The organism is Streptomyces sp. SGAir0957, from assembly GCF_043523415.1.
In genome coordinates, this window is record NZ_CP027293.1 from 4,124,413 (window position 1) to 4,140,368 (window position 15,956).

A 15,956-nucleotide genomic window follows, 5' to 3' on the forward strand; every position below is an offset into this window, starting at 1 on the left:
GGCTACGAGCTTAAAGGCGCCGCCAGGTCCAGGTGGTGCTGGCCTCCAGGGGCTCCACCGGGGTGACGAGGCGCGGCTCGGTGTTGAGCCCGTTCGGCGGCCCGGTCTGCGGCTCGACGCACACGGCGGCGTCCTGCTCGTCGTAGACGACGACCCACTGCTCACGGCTCTTGACGTGCAGCTCCAGCGCACCGGGCCAGGTCAGCGACACGTCGACCCCGTCGGGCATCCCGAAGCAGTCGTCCCACGGCCCCGGCTTCACGTCCACGCGGCGCCCCGTCGGCAGATGGTCCTCTCCGCGCTCCTCCTGCCAGGCGGGCTCGAACGCGATCTGCACGTGGCTGCCGTCCTCGGCCAGGGTCCGGTTGAACCACGGGTGCCAGCCGGCCTGCGCCGGGAACGAGTCGCCGTACGTCTCGATGCCGAGCGTCAGCGTCAGCGAGTCCTCGCCGAGGGCGACGATCTGCGTGACGCGCCCCGGGTAGGGCCACGGGTCCGTCAGGTCGTACGTGAACACCGCCTCCGAGCCGCTGACCCGCGCGGTGGTCCATTCGGCGTCGCGGCCGAAGCCGTGGATGGCGTGCGGCGGCGAGTTCAGCGGCATCTGGTGGACCTGCCCGCCGTCGCGGAACCGCCCGTCCCTGATCCGCCCGCACCAGGGCACCATCGGGAAGCACCCGTAGCGCTCCCCCTGCCGCAGCAGTTCGGTCCCGGCGATCTTTAGGCTGCTGATCCGGCAGCCGTTGCCCGGCGCCACCGTCACTTCCGCGTCGCCCGCGGTCAGCGTCGTCTCCTGAGTCGTCACGACGGCTCAGCCTATGCGGCGGGCGGTCAGTGGCGCCTGCGCAGGGCCCGCCCCACCACGATCGCGGACGCCAGCGCGAGGGCGGCGGCGGGTGCGGCCCAGCGCAGGGTGGCACTGGCCGTGACGCCCTCCGGCGCGGGTACGGGCGCGTACCGGCCGCGCGGCGGCGCGTGATCGACCTCCTCGGCGCTGCGGCCGATCATCGTGCGGCGGGCGTGCGCGGCGGCGGGCTCCGCCGGGAGGTCACCGGTGTCCTCGCCGTCCGGGGCGGGTTCGAGGCTGGACGGGGGGACGGCGGTGTCGTAGAGGGAGGGGCGTGCGGGGGCGCCGTCGCCGTCGCCGGGTTCCGGATCGCCGCCGTCGGCCGCGTCCTCCGCGCCGGCTCCGACCTCACCGCCCTCGTCGCTCTCGTCGTTCTCGTCGTCCTCATCGGTCTCGTCGTCCGAGCCGGGCTCCTGGCCGGCCGCGCCGAGGTTTCCGCCGAAACGGTTCAGCAGCCGGTGTGCCGCCGATGTGACGGCCTCGTCCGAGAACTCGGCCACCCGCCCGTCGCCGGACGCCGTACCGGCGAACGTGAGCAGAGAGCCGCCGTCCGCCGCGACGACCCGGGCCGTCAGCGCGAACACGACACCGCCCGTGCCACGCGCCTCCGTCCCCTCGCCGGTCACCGCGTACGAGCCGTCCGGCGACTCCACCACGCGGACCGCTCCGCGGTAGGTGATGGTGTGCCCCTCGATCCGCACCTTGAGGCGGCCCCCCTCGCCGGACGCGTCGGGCTGGAACCCCGGCAGGGCCCTCTCCACGCGCGACGGATCGCAGAGCACCGCCCGAAGGGACTCGGCGGGAACCGGAACGAACACCTCATGCTCCATGGCACCCGAGCGTAGCGACTCCGTCGGGAGCGGGCGTCTTGTTCGGCCCCCCGAATCAGGAATCGCCCCGGGTGCGGCGCCGTCGTGGCTGGCCGCGCAGTTCCCCGCGCCCCTGAGATGCGCACTGCGTGCGCCATCTCAGCGCCCCTGGGGCCGCGGCGAAGCCGCATGCTCCAGGGGCGCGGGGAACTGCGCGAGCAACCACGACGAGAGCCGCACCCGACAAGGGAGGACACGGTCAGTCGCCGTAACGCGGGTGCACCAGTGTCGATGCGGGATACGCATGGCCCGGGGCCGAAAGCGGCCGGACGCCCGGGACGTGGGGAGCGGTGCGCCCGGCCACCACGAAGCCCGCCGCACCCCCACCCCGGTACACGACCACCCGCAACCCGGCCGCCCGAACACTCGCCGCGACGGTCCACACCCGCCCCGCCCCACCGCCGCCCCCGCCGCCCCCGCCGGACACGACCACCCGCCCCCGCGGAGCGCCGATTACCCGGGAGACCAGCCCGTAGAACTCCTGGGAGTACAGCTTCGTACTGTCGGTGCGCGCGGGGTCGGGCAGATCGCAGATCACCACGTCGTACCGCCGCCCGCCGAGGGCCCCGCCCCGGAGCAGCCCGAACAGATCCCCCGTCCGCACCCGCACCCGCGGATCGGTGAGCGCCCCGCGATTGAGCGCCCGGAGCCCCGGATCGGTGCGGGCGAGCCGGACGACCGCGGGGTCGGTGTCGAGGACGTCGACGTGGCGCACCCCGGGCCGGCGGAGCACTTCGCGGACGGCGAGCCCGTCACCCCCGCCGAGGACGAGGACCCGCGCGTGGGGCCCGCCACGCATGACGGGTCCGACGAGCGCCGCGTGGTGCCGCGCCTCGTCCCGGCCGCTGACCCTCAGCTGGCCGTCGAGGTAGAGGTCGAGGGGGCGCCCGCGCTCGCCTCCGGTGAGGACGACTTCCTGGACGGCGGTCCGTTCGGCGACCCGGACGTCGGCGCCGTAGATGGCCTGCCGGGCGGCCTGCTCGAAGTCGTCGACGCGGACGAACGCGGCGGCGAGCAGGCCGAGGACGACGACGTTGACCACGAGCAGCACCCGCCGCCCCCGCGCGCTGAGGTCGCGCCGGAGCAGTCCGAGCACGAGCGCGCCCCCGGCCACCGCGTTGACCGCGCCGGTGAGGAGGGCGCCGGTGAGCTGCCCGAACATCGGCAGGAGCAGGAAGGGGAAGGCGAGGCCGCCGACGAGCGCGCCCACGTAGTCCGCGGCGAACAGGTCGGCGACGGCACCGCCCGCGTCCTGCCGCCGGATCCGCTGGATGAGGACCATGAGCAGCGGCACTTCGGCGCCGATCAGCACCCCGATCGCGAGGGAGAAGCCCGCGAGCAGCCAGCGCGGGCTGTCCCCGAGGGGGCCGGCCCCGCCGTCCGTCCAGGCGAAGACCGCGTAGAGCGCCATGGCGCTGAACCCGCCGACGAGCGCGAGCGCCGCCTCGACGAGCCCGAACCCGGCGGCGGCGCGCGGCCGGAGGCGTTTGGCGGCGAGCGAGCCGAGGCCCATCGCGAAGACCATGAAGGACAGGACGACGGATGCCTGGGTGACCGAGTCGCCGAGCAGGTAGGACGAGAGCGCGACGAGTTCGAGCTCGTAGACGAGTCCGCAGGCCGCGCAGACGAAGACGCAGACGAGGACGAGGAACCGGCCGGTGCCCGGTTTCACCGGGAGCGGGGCCCGGCCGTACCCGCCCGCCGGCCGGGTCGTCACTCCGCGCCTCCCGGGCGGCGCGGACACGTGCGGTTCGATCACGACTGGAACGCTACGTCACCGCCTGAGCGCTCCTCGTCACCCACACGTGTGGAACGGGCGCACCGCACGCATACTCCCGCCAATGTGGGCATGGCGTTCTACAGCGCGGCGACCGGCATCCGTACGCCCACGCGGCTGCGGGTGGCGACGAGTTGGCCGTCCTGCGGATAGGCGTGCCAGGTGCGCCATTGCACCTGGCCCTCGTGGTACTGCGCGAGCATCGCCGTGAAGGCGTGCGGGGAGCCGGGGAAGACGCCCGCGAGCCCGTTCGGATGGTCGGCGACGAGGGCGAGGAGTTCCTGCGCGCGCCCCGCGAACTGCCCCTCGGTGAGGTGCTCGACGTGCGCGGCGAACTCGTACTCCCAGTCACCGACGCGCTTGGCGACGCCGAGCGGGAGCGGGGTGCTGCTGCCGGGGATGCAGGCGACGGTCTCCGAGCAGCTGCCGTGCTCCTCGTCGAGCAGGACTTGGTGGGAGGCGCCGAGGAGCCGCAACTCCAGTTTCGCGCCGTTGAGTTCGAGGTCGAGGGTGGCGAGCGCGGGAAGCGGCTCCCGGCCCAGGGCCCAGGCCAGATCGGCCGCACTCGTGTCGGTGTACGCGGTGTTCAGGGTCGTGAGCATGGGTCGGCTCCGCAAGCGCGCAAAGGAGGTGGGGCCGGCTATGTCGATGGGACCGGCTCGTGCCCACGCGAACGCGTTGAGACGTGCTGCGAGGGCGCTGAGTTGACGGTTAAAGGGAATCATGGGCGTCGTCGCCCTCACAGCGTTTTTACCCAACTTCGGAGGGTTTCCATCCCCCGAGGGCTCCCCAGTTCAACTGTTCAACTGCCTTAGCGGACTTCCCCGCCCCACACCCCTCTGCCGGGTGTCAAGGGGAACACACGTGCCTGCGGCCCGCGCGGACCGACTGCCCCGTGTCAGTCGCCTCCGCGCGGGCCGCAGCCCCGGGCCCGGCGTCAGCTGCCGCCGCCGCACCCGCCCCCGCCACCGCACGACGACCCGCCGCCCCCGCAGGAGCTGCCGCCGCCGCACGAAGACCCACCGCCGCACGACGAATGGTGGCCGCCGTGGTGGCCGGAGGAACCGGAGGAACACGAGCCGCCGCCACCACCGCCGCCGGCCCACCAGCTGCCGTTGTTGCCGCCACTGCTGCCACTGCTGCCGCTGTGGGCCCGGCCCCCTCGGCGGCCCCTCTGCTGCGACGTCCGCACTCCGGCCCGTCCGACCCCCCTGGCCGCTTGGACGATGAACACGACGACCACGGCCGCGAAGATTCCGAAGACCAAGATGACGAAGGGTGCTTCCATCACCGGCCCTCCTCTCTCATCCCCCGTTCCCCCTGGGCCCCGTGCGTTCCACGGTCCCGGAGGGGCGCCCCGAGCGGGCGTGACAGGGGGATGCCCGAACGCGCCGCGGGCCAAAGCAGAGTTGAGGAACTCCAGAGGTTCGGCGCAGGATGGCCGGCATGACCTCCAGCGCGCGCCCCCTGCTCAACCGCCGGCTCGCCGAGTTCGGCACGACGATCTTCGCCGAGATGTCCGCGCTCGCCGTGCGGACCGGCGCCATCAACCTCGGCCAGGGCTTCCCCGACACCGACGGCCCCGAGCAGGTCCGCGAGGCGGCGGTGCGGGCGCTGCGCGACGGGCGCGGCAACCAGTACCCGCCGGGCCCCGGCGTCCCCGAGCTGCGTGCCGCGATCGCCGCGCACCAGGAGCGCCGGTACGGCATCGCGCTCGACCCCGACCGCGAGGTGCTGGTCACGGCGGGCGCGACGGAGGCCATCGCCGCGTCGCTGCTCGCGCTGGTGGAGCCCGGGGACGAGGTCGTCGCGTTCGAGCCGTACTACGACTCGTACGCGGCCTGCATCGCGATGGCGGGCGGTACGCGCGTCCCGGTGACGCTGCGCCCGGACGAGGGCCGCTTCCGCCTCGACCTCGACGAACTGCGCGCCGCGATCACCCCGCGCACCCGCCTCCTGCTGATCAACACCCCGCACAACCCGACCGGCACCGTGCTCACCCGCGCCGAGCTGAAGGCGATCGCGGAGCTGGCGGTCGAGCGCGACCTCCTCGTCGTCACCGACGAGGTCTACGAGCACCTGACCTTCGACGACGCCGAGCACGTGCCGCTCGCCACCCTGCCCGGGATGCGCGGGCGGACGGTGACGATCGGCTCGGCCGGCAAGACGTTCTCGTTCACCGGCTGGAAGGTGGGCTGGGTGACGGCGGCGCCCGAGCTGGTCACGGCGGTCCGCTCCGCCAAGCAGTTCCTCACCTACGTCTCCTCGGGCCCCTTCCAGTACGCGGTCGCCGAGGCGCTCGCGCTGCCCGACTCCTACTTCGGCGACTACCGGGCCGCCATGACGGCCAAGCGCGACCTGCTCGCCGCCGGGCTCGCGGACGCCGGGTTCGCGGTGTTCCGCCCGCAGGGCACGTACTTCGTGACCACCGACATCCGCCCGCTCGGCTTCGACGACGGCTTCGCGTTCTGCCGGGCGCTGCCCGAACGCTGCGGTGTCGTCGCGGTCCCGAACGCCGTGTTCTACGACGACCGCGCGGCGGGCGCCCCGTTCGTACGGTTCGCGTTCTGCAAGCGGGACGAGGTCCTCGCGGACGCCGTGGCGCGTCTGAAACAGCTCTGATCCGAGGGGAGCCGCCCGTCTGGCGGCTCCCAACTCGCGGGCCCGGCAGGCGCATCGCAAGGTTCGGTTTGTGACCGAGCCATCCGCCGCCGTCCTCGACGCCCCCTCAGCCACCACCGCCGGGCCCCGGGCGCTCCCGCGTCCGCTCGCGACCGGGGCCGCCCGCGCCCTCGGGCTCTTCGCCGCCGCCCGGCTCGCCGGAGCCCTCGCCGTGGTCGCCGCCGGGTGGGCGACCGGCAAGCAGCCGCTCACGCTCTTCGGGCGCTCCTGGGACTCGTTCTGGTACCTGCACATCGCCGAGCACGGCTACGGCAGGACCGTGCCGTTCGGGAACGGCCAGGTCTACAGCGACCTCGCCTTCTTCCCGCTCTACCCGGCGCTGGTCAGGGCCGTGCACACGCTGCTGCCCATCGTGGACGCCCCGGTGTGCGCGCTGCTGATCGCCTGGACCGCCGCGCTCGCCGCCGCGCTCGGCGTCTACCGGGTCGGCGACCTGCTGCACGGCCGCCTCGTGGCGACGCTCCTCGTCGTGGTCTGGGGCCTGCTCCCGCACTCCGTCGTCCTGTCCCTCGCGTACACGGAGCCGGTGCTCACGGCGCTGGCCGCCTGGTCCCTGTACGCCGTCCTGACGGGCCGCTGGCTGTGGGCGGGAGCGCTGGCCGCGCTCGCCGGGATCGCCCGGCCCAACGGGGTCGCGGTCGCCGCCGCCGTCCTCGTCACCGCCGCGTACGAGCTGGTCAGGCGGCGCGGCCGCGTTCCCCACAGGCTGTGGACAGGCGCCCTGCTCGCACCGGCCGGCTGGCTCGCGTACGTCCTGTGGGTCGGGCTCAGGAAGGGCGATCCGCTCGGCGGGTACTTCGCGGTGCAGCGCGGCTGGGGCTCCACGTTCGACTACGGGGCCGGATCGGTGCAGATGGCCTGGCGGGTGCTCGAGCACGGGCACCGCTTCGTCTTCGGCATGACGCTGGTGATCGTCGTGGTGGCGGTGCTCCTGTACGGGCTGCTGCTCCTGGACCGGCCGCCGCTGGCGCTCGCCGTCTACAGCGGCGTGCTGCTCCTCGTCACCCTCGGCGGCTCCGGCTTCTTCGCGTCCAAGCCGCGGTTCCTGCTGCCCGCGTTCCCGCTGCTGCTGCCGCTCGCGTGCGCGCTGGCCCGCACGGCGAGAGCCCGGCCCGCACACGCCCTCCTGACGGTGGGGTGGCTGGCCGGGCTCTCGGTGGCGTACGGGACGTACCTGCTGGTCTACGTCCACAAACCGCTGTGAGCGGTTCTCACTGCTCCCCGTCGTCCTCGGGCTTCTCCGCCGAGTCGACCTCGGCCTCCAGGCCCAGCTGCTCCACGAGCCAGCGGTCGAACTCGATCGCGGCGCGCACCCAGCTGACGGTCGACGACACGAAGTGCTCCAGGGAGACACCCGTGCCGATCAGCATCTGCGCCTCGCCGATGAGGCGGACCGTGCCGTCGTCGTGGGTGTGGCTGTAGACCTTCGGCCACAGGGTGCGGCGGTTCCAGTCGTCGATGGACTCCAGGAGCTGCGGCTTGGCGTCGATGCCGTGCGGGCGGTCGTAGAACGTCCGCACCGAGAAGACCTGCTGGTCGCCCTCGCCACGGAACATGAAGTACGTACGGAACTCCTCCCACGGCGCGGCGAGGTCACCCTCGTCGTCCAGGACGTACTTGAGCTCCATCTGCTCCAGGAGCTGCTTCACCAGATCCTGGTCGGGGATGACGGGGCCTGCCGGTCCCGCTCCCTGCTGCGGTTCGGGCTGTCCCCCGAAATTGGGAATCGAGGACGGGTCGATGCTCACGCGCTTGGTCCCTTCGTATGGCTGAGGCCCATCCTCTCCCACGAGGGCCTGTCGTCAAACCCCCGACGCCGCCCGAAGGGCGGCCCGCACTTCGTGCGCCGCCCCCCGGGGGCCGGGTTGTGGCTTACAGGGTCTTCTCCGGGGTCGCCGGGCCCACGATCAGGCCGTCTTCGAACGTGTCCACCCTGACCGTGTCGCCGTCCTTGACCTCGCCCGAGAGGATTTCCTTGGCGAGGCGGTCGCCGATCGCGGACTGGACGAGGCGGCGCAGGGGGCGCGCGCCGTAGGCCGGGTCGTTGCCCTCGTCGGCGAGCCAGGTGAGGGCGGCGTCGGTGACGTCGAGGGCGAGGCGGCGGTCGGCGAGGCGCTTGGCGAGGCGGTCGAGCTGCAGCTTGGCGATGCGGCGCAGCTCGTCCTTGTCGAGCGCCGAGAAGACGACCAGGTCGTCCAGGCGGTTCAGGAACTCCGGCTTGAAGGAGGCCCGGACCACCTCCAGGACCTGCTGCTTCTTCTCCTCGGCCGTCGTCAGCGGGTCCACCAGGTACTGGCTGCCCAGGTTCGACGTCAGGACGAGGATCGTGTTGCGGAAGTCGACCGTGCGGCCCTGGCCGTCGGTGAGGCGGCCGTCGTCGAGCACCTGGAGCAGGATGTCGAAGACCTCGGGGTGCGCCTTCTCGACCTCGTCGAGGAGGACCACCGAGTACGGGCGACGGCGTACCACCTCCGTGAGCTGGCCGCCCTCCTCGTAGCCGACGTAGCCGGGGGGCGCGCCGACGAGGCGGGCGACGCTGTGCTTCTCGCCGTACTCGCTCATGTCGATGCGGATCATGGCCCGCTCGTCGTCGAAGAGGAAGTCCGCCAGGGCCTTCGCCAGCTCCGTCTTGCCCACGCCGGTCGGGCCGAGGAAGAGGAACGACCCGGTCGGGCGGTCGGGGTCGGCGATCCCGGCGCGGGTGCGGCGGACCGCGTCCGACACGGCCTGCACGGCCTCCGTCTGCCCGATGAGGCGCTTGCCGAGTTCCTCCTCCATGCGGAGCAGCTTCTGGGTCTCGCCTTCGAGCAGGCGGCCCGCCGGGATGCCGGTCCAGGAGGCGACCACGTCCGCGATGTCGTCGGGACCGACCTCCTCCTTGACCATCGTGTCCTTGGCGACCTCTTCCTCCGCCTCGGAGGCGGCCTCCAGGTCGCGCTCCAGGGACGGGATCTCGCCGTACAGCAGCTTGCTGGCCGTGTCGAAGTCACCGTCGCGCTGGGCACGCTCGGCCTGGCCGCGCAGTTCGTCGAGCTTCTCCTTCAGCTCACCGACGCGGTTGAGGGACTGCTTCTCCTTCTCCCAGCGGGCGGTGAGGCCGCGCAGCTCCTCCTCCTTGTCGGCGAGGTCGCGCCGCAGCTTCTCCAGGCGCTGCCTGCTGGCGGGGTCGGTCTCCTTGCCGATGGCCAGTTCTTCCATCTTGAGGCGGTCGACGGCGCGCTGGAGCTCGTCGATCTCGACCGGCGAGGAGTCGATCTCCATACGGAGCCGGGACGCGGACTCGTCGACGAGGTCGATGGCCTTGTCGGGGAGGAAACGGGAGGTGATGTACCGGTCGGAGAGGGTGGCGGCGGCGACGAGCGCGCTGTCCGCGATCTGCACCTTGTGGTGCGCCTCGTAGCGCCCCTTCAGGCCGCGCAGGATCGCGATGGAGTCCTCGACGCTGGGCTCGGCGACCAGGACCTGCTGGAAGCGGCGCTCCAGGGCCGGGTCCTTCTCGATGCGCTCGCGGTATTCGTCGAGGGTCGTGGCGCCGACCATGCGCAGCTCGCCTCGGGCGAGCATGGGCTTCAGCATGTTGCCCGCGTCCATGGCGGAGTCGCCGCCCGCGCCCGCGCCGACGACGGTGTGCAGCTCGTCGATGAACGTGATGATCTGCCCGTCGCTCTCCTTGATCTCGGAGAGGACGGTCTTCAGGCGCTCCTCGAACTCACCCCGGTACTTCGCACCCGCGACCATCGCGCCGAGGTCGAGCGAGACGAGCCGCTTGTCCTTGAGCGACTCGGGCACGTCCCCCTTCACGATGCGCTGGGCGAGCCCCTCGACGACGGCGGTCTTGCCGACGCCGGGCTCGCCGATGAGCACGGGGTTGTTCTTCGTGCGCCGCGAGAGAACCTGCACGACGCGACGAATCTCCTGGTCACGCCCGATGACGGGGTCGAGCCGTCCCTCGCGCGCGGCGGCGGTGAAATCGGTACCGAACTTCTCCAGGGCCTTGTACGAGCCCTCGGGGTCGGGTGTGGTCACCCGGCGCCCTCCCCTGCTCTTGGTGAATGCCTCGGCCAGCTTCTTCGCACCGGCCCCGTTCTGTGCGAGTACGTCGCCCGCGGCCCCGCCCTTGGCGGCGATGCCGATGAGGAGGTGCTCGGTGGAGAGGAACTCGTCGCCCAGCTCCTTGGCCCGCTCCGCGGCGTCGGCGACGACGGCGAGCAGGTCCCGGTTGGGCTGGGGCGGCGCGACGGTCGACCCGGTGACGCTGGGCAGGGACCCGACGACGCGCTCGGCGCCGGCCCGCACCTGCGCCTGGTCGGCGCCGACGGCGGCCAGCAGGTCGGTGATGTTCTCGTTCTCCTGCCCTTCGAGCAGGGCGAGCAGCAGATGCGCCGGGGTCAGATCCGGGTGCCCCCCGGACACGGCCCGGCTCGTGGCCGCGTTGATCGCGTCGCGGCTCCGGTTCGTCAGCTCGGCGTCCACGTAACTGTTCTCCTTCTCCTCCACGTCACGGGCAACTCTGACCTATTCAGCGTACACAAAGTTGAGTCTATTCCGCTCAAGGTTCCGCTCAAGGTTCCGCTCGACGTTCCGCTCGACGTTCCGCTCGACGTTCCGCGTGCGGGGGACGCCGCCCGCGGGGATAGATTCCCGACCATGGCCAAGCAGATCGACCTCGACGAACCCGGCAACGCCTTCCTCGACTTCTGGCGGGAGCGGCACCTGTGCACGCTGACGACGCTGCGCGCCGACGGCACCCCGCACGTCGTCCCGGTGGGCGTGACGTACGACGCCGGGGCGCGGGTGGCCCGCGTCATCACGGACAGGGCGAGCTGGAAGGTCGCGCACATCATGGCGGCACCCTCCTCGGCTCAGGCGCGCGTCGCGGTCTGCCAGGTCGACGGCCGGCGCTGGACCACCCTCGAAGGCGCGGCGACCGTCCGCACGGACCCGGCGTCGGTCGCGGACGCCGAGGCGCGTTACGCGGAGCGGTACAACCATCCGCCGCGCCCCAATCCGACGCGGGTCGTCATCGAGATCGCGGTGGACCGGGGCACGGGCAACGCGGTCTTCGACGACGCGTAGCGCGCGGCGTGTTCCGCTGGGCGAGTAGCCGAAAAATGAGCCCGTACACAAAACTGCAGCGGCGCCACCGTGTTCAGGTCCACGGTGGCGCCGCTGCGGGGGGAAGCACCTGCGCGATCTACTACGACGGGGGAATCGCGTCAGGCACTGCGGGGGGTGGCAGAGGTAGTACTGGTGTGCGGGATCTCGGACCCCGGGTCCCCGACCAGCTGGTGGTCACGCTGATCGAGATTGACGAAGATCATCCCGTACCGGACGACCGTCCGCACCGGCTGCGGGGCGCCGCGCGGGCGCCGCAGACACCGGTAGGCCCGGAGATCGTCGTCGTCGTCCCGCACCACGATGATCGGCTCCCCGAACAGGGTGACCATGAGCGAGTCACCCGGATTCGGGATCGCCGTCACGAGGTCGATCGTGTGCCAGCCGGAGCGGTACGCGATCGCCATTTCGCGGCGGAGGGATCTGTCGTCCGGTGGGGTGATCATGCTGCGTCCGTGGGAGCGGCGTTCCAGACCGGGTCCTGAGCGGTCGTGCCCGGGGCCAGGTTCCAGACCGGGTCCGGCACGACAGCGGGCGAAGCCTGCGTGGTCTTCGCTCCGGCCGGCGCGACGTTCCAGATCGCGTCGCCGGGCGCCGCCTGGACGGTGGGCGTGGAGTTCCAGATCGCGTCCGCCGGGCCGACCGCACCGAAGACCAACCCGGCGGAGAAGGCGCCGGCAAGAGCAACGCCAAGTATTCCCTTACGCATAGTGGGTTTTGTCCTCACTTCCATGGCTTCTCTCCCCCGGCTCTCCATGACGATGGCTCATTCGGCCACGCAAACACCACAGGGTCGATGCATCATGTTCCTGCACGTTCAGGACCCTGGGGGGTGGAGCTATGCCAACGAAAAGCTCAAACCGGGCACATCCACACGCCATGACCGAGATGTGCGACGCGGGCAAGCAGTTGTATGCGGCCGCACTGCGCTCGGGGCGCATCGCGCGCACCGAAGTCACCGCGGCACCCTGCCTGCTGGAGTTCGCCCTCCTGCACCCTGACCCAGGGGACCCGACTTGGCTACGCCCGGTTCCTCCCACCACAGCACTCTCACAACGGCTTCACCCCCTGGAACGCGAGATCCAGGAGAAGAGGACGCTCGCGGTCGAGCTGACCGATGCCTTCGAGCCATTTCTCGCCATCAGTGCCCAGGGTCTCACCAGTACCTCCGCCATCACGGTCCTGGAGGGCAAGGACCGGATCAACGAGGCCATCGAGATGGCGCTCGCCGAGTGCACGACGGAGATGCTCACGGTGCAGCCCGGCGGCGGCCGCGATGAGCACACCCTGACCAAAGCACTGCAGATGGGCAAGGAGATAACCGACCGCGGCATCACCATGCGCACGCTCTATCAGCACACGGCGCGGCACAGCCACGGCACCCTCGCCTACGCGGAGGCACTCGCCCAGGGCAACGTGCAGATTCGTACCCTCGAGGAGCTCATCGAGCGGCTGATCATCGTCGACCGCTCGGTGGCGTTCATTCCCGCTCGCGAAGACCGCCAGGCCGCTCTCGAACTGCGCCACGGCGGCCTCGTCGAATACCTGGCCAAGGTCTTCGAGCAGCTCTGGCAGCGCGCCGTCCCGCTGCTCGACGAGACGCCCTACGCCCCGCCCACCGACGGCATCACGGGTGTGCAGCGCTCCATCGCGAAACTCCTCATCGACGGACATGTCGACGAGGCCATCGCCCGACGGCTCGGCATGAACGTACGTACCTGCCGTGCGCATATCGCCAAGCTGGCGGCCGCCCTCGGCAGCGGCAGTCGCGCGCAACTCGGTTATTTGATAGCCAGGTCAGGGATCCTCGAGAGGGACGGCTGACACGGACAGCCAAGACGCCCGGAGAAGGACCCCACGGCCGGACGAAGAGAGTCACACGTGATCCCAGACGCCCATCAGCACGGACCGGAAGAACTCTGCGAGGCCGGCTCGGAGCTGTACGCCAAGACGCTGCGCGAGGGCCGTGTCCACCGCGCCGAGACCGAGCCCGTCCCCTGTCTCGAAGCGTTCGGCCTGCTGTCCCCCGACCCCGAGGCTTCCCAGTGGCTGCGCCCGGTCCCGCCGGCGGTCGTCCTGCCCGAGCTGCTGCGCACCATCGAGGAGTCCGTCGCCAGGCAGCGCCGCAAGGAGGCGCGTCTCGCCGAGGCGTTCGCCCCGCTCATCGACCTGGCCGCGCAGCGGGCCGCCGTACCCAGCACACCGATGATCGAGGTTCTGCTCGGCTTCCAGCGGATCAACGACGCCATCGGTGAGGCGATGCTGGCCTCCTCCGAGGAGTTGCTGACCGTGCAGCCCGGCGGGCAGAGACCCCCGGAGCTCCTCGCCTCCGCGCTCCCCCGCGAGCAGGAGCTGCTCTCGCGCGGCTGCCGCATGCGGACGCTCTACCAGCACCCTTCACGCCACTACCCGTCGGTCGTCGCGCATTACGAGCAGCTGACCGGCGACGTCCAGGTGCGCACCCTCGACGAGGTCACCGAACGCCTCATCATGCTGGACCGTACCGTCGCGTTCATCCCGGCCAACCCGGACCGCACGGTCGCCCTGGAGATCCGCCACCCGGCGCTCATCGCCTACCTGGCGACCACCTTCGAGCGGCTGTGGCGGCTGGCCACGCCGATGTTCCCGCAGTCCGTCGACAAGGAGCCGCCGGCGAACGGGGCATCGCCGCGCCAGCGCACCATCGCCAAGCTGCTCGTGGAGGGACACACCGACGCCGTCATCGCGGACCGCCTCGGCATGAACATCCGCACGGTCCGCGTGCACATCGCCAAGCTGGCCGCCACGCTGGGCAGCACGAGCAGGGCCCAACTCGGCTTCCTGATCGGCCAGTCGGGCCTGCACACCGCCGAGAAGTGAGCCCGGAAACCGGGCCGCAGGCTCCGCCCTACTTGAGACCCGCCTCCGCGCAAGCCGCCGCGTACTTTTCCGTGCAGATGTCCTTGATCTTGAGGATGCCGTCCTTGACCACGGTCTGCTTGATGTTGTCCCGTTCCAGCGCGACCACGCTCACGCTCGCCGTACGGATCTGCTTCGTCGTAGGACTGTCCGTGCGGCCCATGGCGAGGGCCTCGAACTCGATGGTGCGGCCCTGCGCGATGCGTACGGCCATCTCCGCGGCCGTCGCCGCCTCCTCCGGGTACGGCTTGTAGACGCTCATGTACTGATCGCCCGTCAGAATGCGTTGTACGGCCGCGAGTTCGGCGTCCTGCCCGGTGATCGGCGGCATCTTGGTGAGGCCGGCCTCCTTGAGCGCGGCGACGATGCCGCCCGCCATGCCGTCGTTGGCCGAGTAGACCCCGGCGATGTTGGCGGCGCCGATGGAGGCGATGGCCTGCTCCATGTTGGCCTTGGCGTTCTGCGGCTTCCAGGCCACCGTGTCGTAGGACTTGGCTATGGTCACGGCCGACAGTTCCGCGCGCGCGGCTTCCTTGAAGTCGAGGGCGTTGGGGTCGGTCGGCGACCCGTTGATCATGACGATTTTGCTGTTCTTGGTGGCCTTCGAGCCGAGCGCCTGAATGAGTTCCTTGCCCTGGGTCTGGCCGACGAGCCCGTTGTCGAAGCCGACGTACGCGTCGACCGGCCCCTGGGCGAGCCGGTCGTAGGCGATGACGTGGATCCCCGCGTCCTTGGCCCGCTGGACGGCGGCGGTGATCGTCTTCGCGTCGACGGCGTCGACGATCAGCGTGTCGACCTTCTTGGCGATCATCTGGTCCACCTGGCGGTTCTGCAGGTCGGCATCCTGCCCCGCATTGGCGTAGACCAGTTCCCCCTCACCGTTGGTGAGTTTGGCGATCTGCCGCTTGATGTTCGGGTAGTCGAACTTCTCGTAGCGCGCGGTCTCCTTCTCCGGAAGGAGCAGGCCGATCTTCACATCGTTGCCCTTGCGCACGGGCTCGCTGCTGTCGCTGCCCCCGCCGGGCAGCACACCACCGCAGGCCGACAGCGAGACCACCAGGACGGATGCGACACCGGCGAGGCCGGCGCATCGCATACGCGTGTTCATTACGGATACCTCCCTGACGTGGCCGCACCGGTGCGGCCGAGGTGGCTCGAAGCCAACTCGGCCGCCCACATCGCGTCAAGAGGTGAAGCAACACCGCAACGAAACCGCATCCGTTACTTCCCCACATGAAGCCAGATACATCGAATACCGGACATGTGTACCCGGCGGTAACACCCTTGTCGTCAGCTTTCGACCGGTACGCGGTCGAGGAATCCGTGCACGTTCCGGATCCGCCCGTCCTCGTCGAGGGTGATGACGTCGAACCCGGCGACGGGCGCCGACCCGTCCGCCTCCGACACCAGCTCCCACCCGAACCGGGCGACCCCGTGATGCCCGTCGACCGCCCCGAGCGGCCGGAAGAAGAACCCGGGGAACTGCTCGTGCGCGGCACCGATCACGGCGGCGATCCCGTCGTGCCCGGCGACGTCGGCCAGCGGGTCGGTGTACGTTCCGCCCTCGCCCCAGGCGTCGGCGACGGCCTTGCGCAGCGCGTCCCCGTCCGTGGCGTTCCAGGCCGCGAAGTAACGGTCGACGGCGGTCTCGTAGGCGTTGCTGCTGCTGTTCTGCTCGTTGGCGCTCATGGCGTGCGGCCTCCTGAAGTCCGTGTCCCTCACTACGTCGACCCGGAGCCCGGACGGAGTGCGCCGCCCGGGTTCCGGT

The 15,956-nt window shown here is 71.1% G+C and carries 15 protein-coding genes; 5 read left to right on the forward strand and 10 right to left on the reverse strand.

What is annotated here, in order from left to right:
* Positions 1 to 10: 10 nt before the first annotated feature.
* The 4 genes from C1N81_RS23300 to C1N81_RS23315 form a co-directional block, all read right to left on the reverse strand.
* Positions 11 to 805, reverse strand: a complete 795-nt coding sequence (locus C1N81_RS23300) for an aldose epimerase family protein (protein ID WP_394432113.1) — start codon at positions 803 to 805, stop codon at positions 11 to 13.
* Between the two features lie 26 nt (positions 806 to 831).
* Entirely contained in the window at positions 832 to 1,677 is an 846-nt protein-coding gene (locus tag C1N81_RS23305; RefSeq protein WP_394432115.1) for an SRPBCC domain-containing protein, read from the reverse strand.
* A 238-nt stretch (positions 1,678 to 1,915) separates the two neighbouring features.
* The gene (locus C1N81_RS23310; RefSeq protein ID WP_394432116.1) at positions 1,916 to 3,475 is read right to left on the reverse strand and encodes a polyamine aminopropyltransferase; all 1,560 of its coding nucleotides are present in this window, start codon (positions 3,473 to 3,475) and stop codon (positions 1,916 to 1,918) included.
* Positions 3,476 to 3,573: 98 nt separating this feature from the next.
* Positions 3,574 to 4,095, reverse strand: a complete 522-nt coding sequence (locus C1N81_RS23315) for a DUF2617 family protein (protein WP_394432117.1) — start codon at positions 4,093 to 4,095, stop codon at positions 3,574 to 3,576.
* Positions 4,096 to 4,930: 835 nt separating this feature from the next.
* Here C1N81_RS23315 and C1N81_RS23320 point away from each other — a divergent pair.
* Entirely contained in the window at positions 4,931 to 6,115 is a 1,185-nt protein-coding gene (locus tag C1N81_RS23320) for a pyridoxal phosphate-dependent aminotransferase (RefSeq protein ID WP_394432118.1), read from the forward strand.
* A gap of 70 nt (positions 6,116 to 6,185) precedes the next feature.
* On the forward strand, positions 6,186 to 7,379 hold the full coding sequence (locus tag C1N81_RS23325; RefSeq protein WP_394432120.1) for a hypothetical protein: 1,194 nt from the start codon (positions 6,186 to 6,188) through the stop codon (positions 7,377 to 7,379).
* A 7-nt stretch (positions 7,380 to 7,386) separates the two neighbouring features.
* Here C1N81_RS23325 and C1N81_RS23330 read toward each other — a convergent pair whose 3' ends face one another.
* Together C1N81_RS23330 and clpB are read right to left on the reverse strand one after the other, a co-directional pair.
* Positions 7,387 to 7,923 carry a YbjN domain-containing protein gene (locus C1N81_RS23330; RefSeq protein WP_394432123.1) on the reverse strand — a complete coding sequence of 179 codons (537 nt, stop codon included), beginning with the start codon at positions 7,921 to 7,923 and terminating at the stop codon, positions 7,387 to 7,389.
* A gap of 124 nt (positions 7,924 to 8,047) precedes the next feature.
* Positions 8,048 to 10,648, reverse strand: coding sequence for an ATP-dependent chaperone ClpB (clpB, locus tag C1N81_RS23335; protein ID WP_394438169.1), 2,601 nt, complete (start codon positions 10,646 to 10,648; stop codon positions 8,048 to 8,050).
* A gap of 174 nt (positions 10,649 to 10,822) precedes the next feature.
* Here clpB and C1N81_RS23340 point away from each other — a divergent pair, with 174 nt between their 5' ends.
* Entirely contained in the window at positions 10,823 to 11,251 is a 429-nt protein-coding gene (locus C1N81_RS23340; RefSeq protein WP_394432124.1) for a TIGR03618 family F420-dependent PPOX class oxidoreductase, read from the forward strand.
* 140 nt (positions 11,252 to 11,391) lie between these two features.
* Here the strand turns inward: C1N81_RS23340 and C1N81_RS23345 are convergent, their stop codons facing one another.
* Positions 11,392 to 11,736: a hypothetical protein gene (locus tag C1N81_RS23345; protein WP_394432126.1), complete on the reverse strand. Its 345-nt coding sequence runs from the start codon at positions 11,734 to 11,736 to the stop codon at positions 11,392 to 11,394.
* Positions 11,733 to 11,999 (reverse strand): hypothetical protein, encoded by a 267-nt coding sequence (locus C1N81_RS23350; RefSeq protein WP_394432127.1) that lies wholly within the window; start codon positions 11,997 to 11,999, stop codon positions 11,733 to 11,735. The genes C1N81_RS23345 and C1N81_RS23350 overlap by 4 nt, the downstream gene beginning before the upstream one ends.
* 131 nt (positions 12,000 to 12,130) lie before the next feature.
* Here C1N81_RS23350 and C1N81_RS23355 point away from each other — a divergent pair, with 131 nt between their 5' ends.
* Together C1N81_RS23355 and C1N81_RS23360 are read left to right on the forward strand one after the other, a co-directional pair.
* Complete coding sequence (locus C1N81_RS23355) at positions 12,131 to 13,114, forward strand: helix-turn-helix transcriptional regulator (RefSeq protein WP_394432128.1); 984 nt, start codon at positions 12,131 to 12,133, stop codon at positions 13,112 to 13,114.
* Between the two features lie 60 nt (positions 13,115 to 13,174).
* Complete coding sequence (locus C1N81_RS23360; RefSeq protein WP_394438171.1) at positions 13,175 to 14,149, forward strand: LuxR C-terminal-related transcriptional regulator; 975 nt, start codon at positions 13,175 to 13,177, stop codon at positions 14,147 to 14,149.
* Between the two features lie 28 nt (positions 14,150 to 14,177).
* On the opposite strand, the gene C1N81_RS23365 is transcribed toward C1N81_RS23360, so the two are convergent.
* Both C1N81_RS23365 and C1N81_RS23370 read right to left on the reverse strand, forming a co-directional pair.
* The gene (locus C1N81_RS23365) at positions 14,178 to 15,296 is read right to left on the reverse strand and encodes a sugar ABC transporter substrate-binding protein (protein WP_394432129.1); all 1,119 of its coding nucleotides are present in this window, start codon (positions 15,294 to 15,296) and stop codon (positions 14,178 to 14,180) included.
* A gap of 182 nt (positions 15,297 to 15,478) precedes the next feature.
* Positions 15,479 to 15,877: a nuclear transport factor 2 family protein gene (locus C1N81_RS23370; protein WP_394432131.1), complete on the reverse strand. Its 399-nt coding sequence runs from the start codon at positions 15,875 to 15,877 to the stop codon at positions 15,479 to 15,481.
* Positions 15,878 to 15,956 lie beyond the last annotated feature (79 nt).

What these genes read in the sequence shown, in the direction of transcription:
- C1N81_RS23305 (WP_394432115.1), bottom strand. Translation starts at nt 1,677, where the DNA reads ATGGAGCATGAGGTGTTCGTTCCGGTTCCCGCCGAGTCCCTTCGGGCG.
- C1N81_RS23315 (WP_394432117.1), bottom strand. Translation starts at nt 4,095, where the DNA reads ATGCTCACGACCCTGAACACCGCGTACACCGACACGAGTGCGGCCGAT.
- C1N81_RS23320 (WP_394432118.1), top strand. Translation starts at nt 4,931, where the DNA reads ATGGCCGGCATGACCTCCAGCGCGCGCCCCCTGCTCAACCGCCGGCTC.
- C1N81_RS23340 (WP_394432124.1), top strand. Translation starts at nt 10,823, where the DNA reads ATGGCCAAGCAGATCGACCTCGACGAACCCGGCAACGCCTTCCTCGAC.
- C1N81_RS23345 (WP_394432126.1), bottom strand. Translation starts at nt 11,736, where the DNA reads ATGATCACCCCACCGGACGACAGATCCCTCCGCCGCGAAATGGCGATC.
- C1N81_RS23350 (WP_394432127.1), bottom strand. Translation starts at nt 11,999, where the DNA reads ATGCGTAAGGGAATACTTGGCGTTGCTCTTGCCGGCGCCTTCTCCGCC.
- C1N81_RS23355 (WP_394432128.1), top strand. Translation starts at nt 12,131, where the DNA reads ATGCCAACGAAAAGCTCAAACCGGGCACATCCACACGCCATGACCGAG.
- C1N81_RS23365 (WP_394432129.1), bottom strand. Translation starts at nt 15,296, where the DNA reads ATGAACACGCGTATGCGATGCGCCGGCCTCGCCGGTGTCGCATCCGTC.
- C1N81_RS23370 (WP_394432131.1), bottom strand. Translation starts at nt 15,877, where the DNA reads ATGAGCGCCAACGAGCAGAACAGCAGCAGCAACGCCTACGAGACCGCC.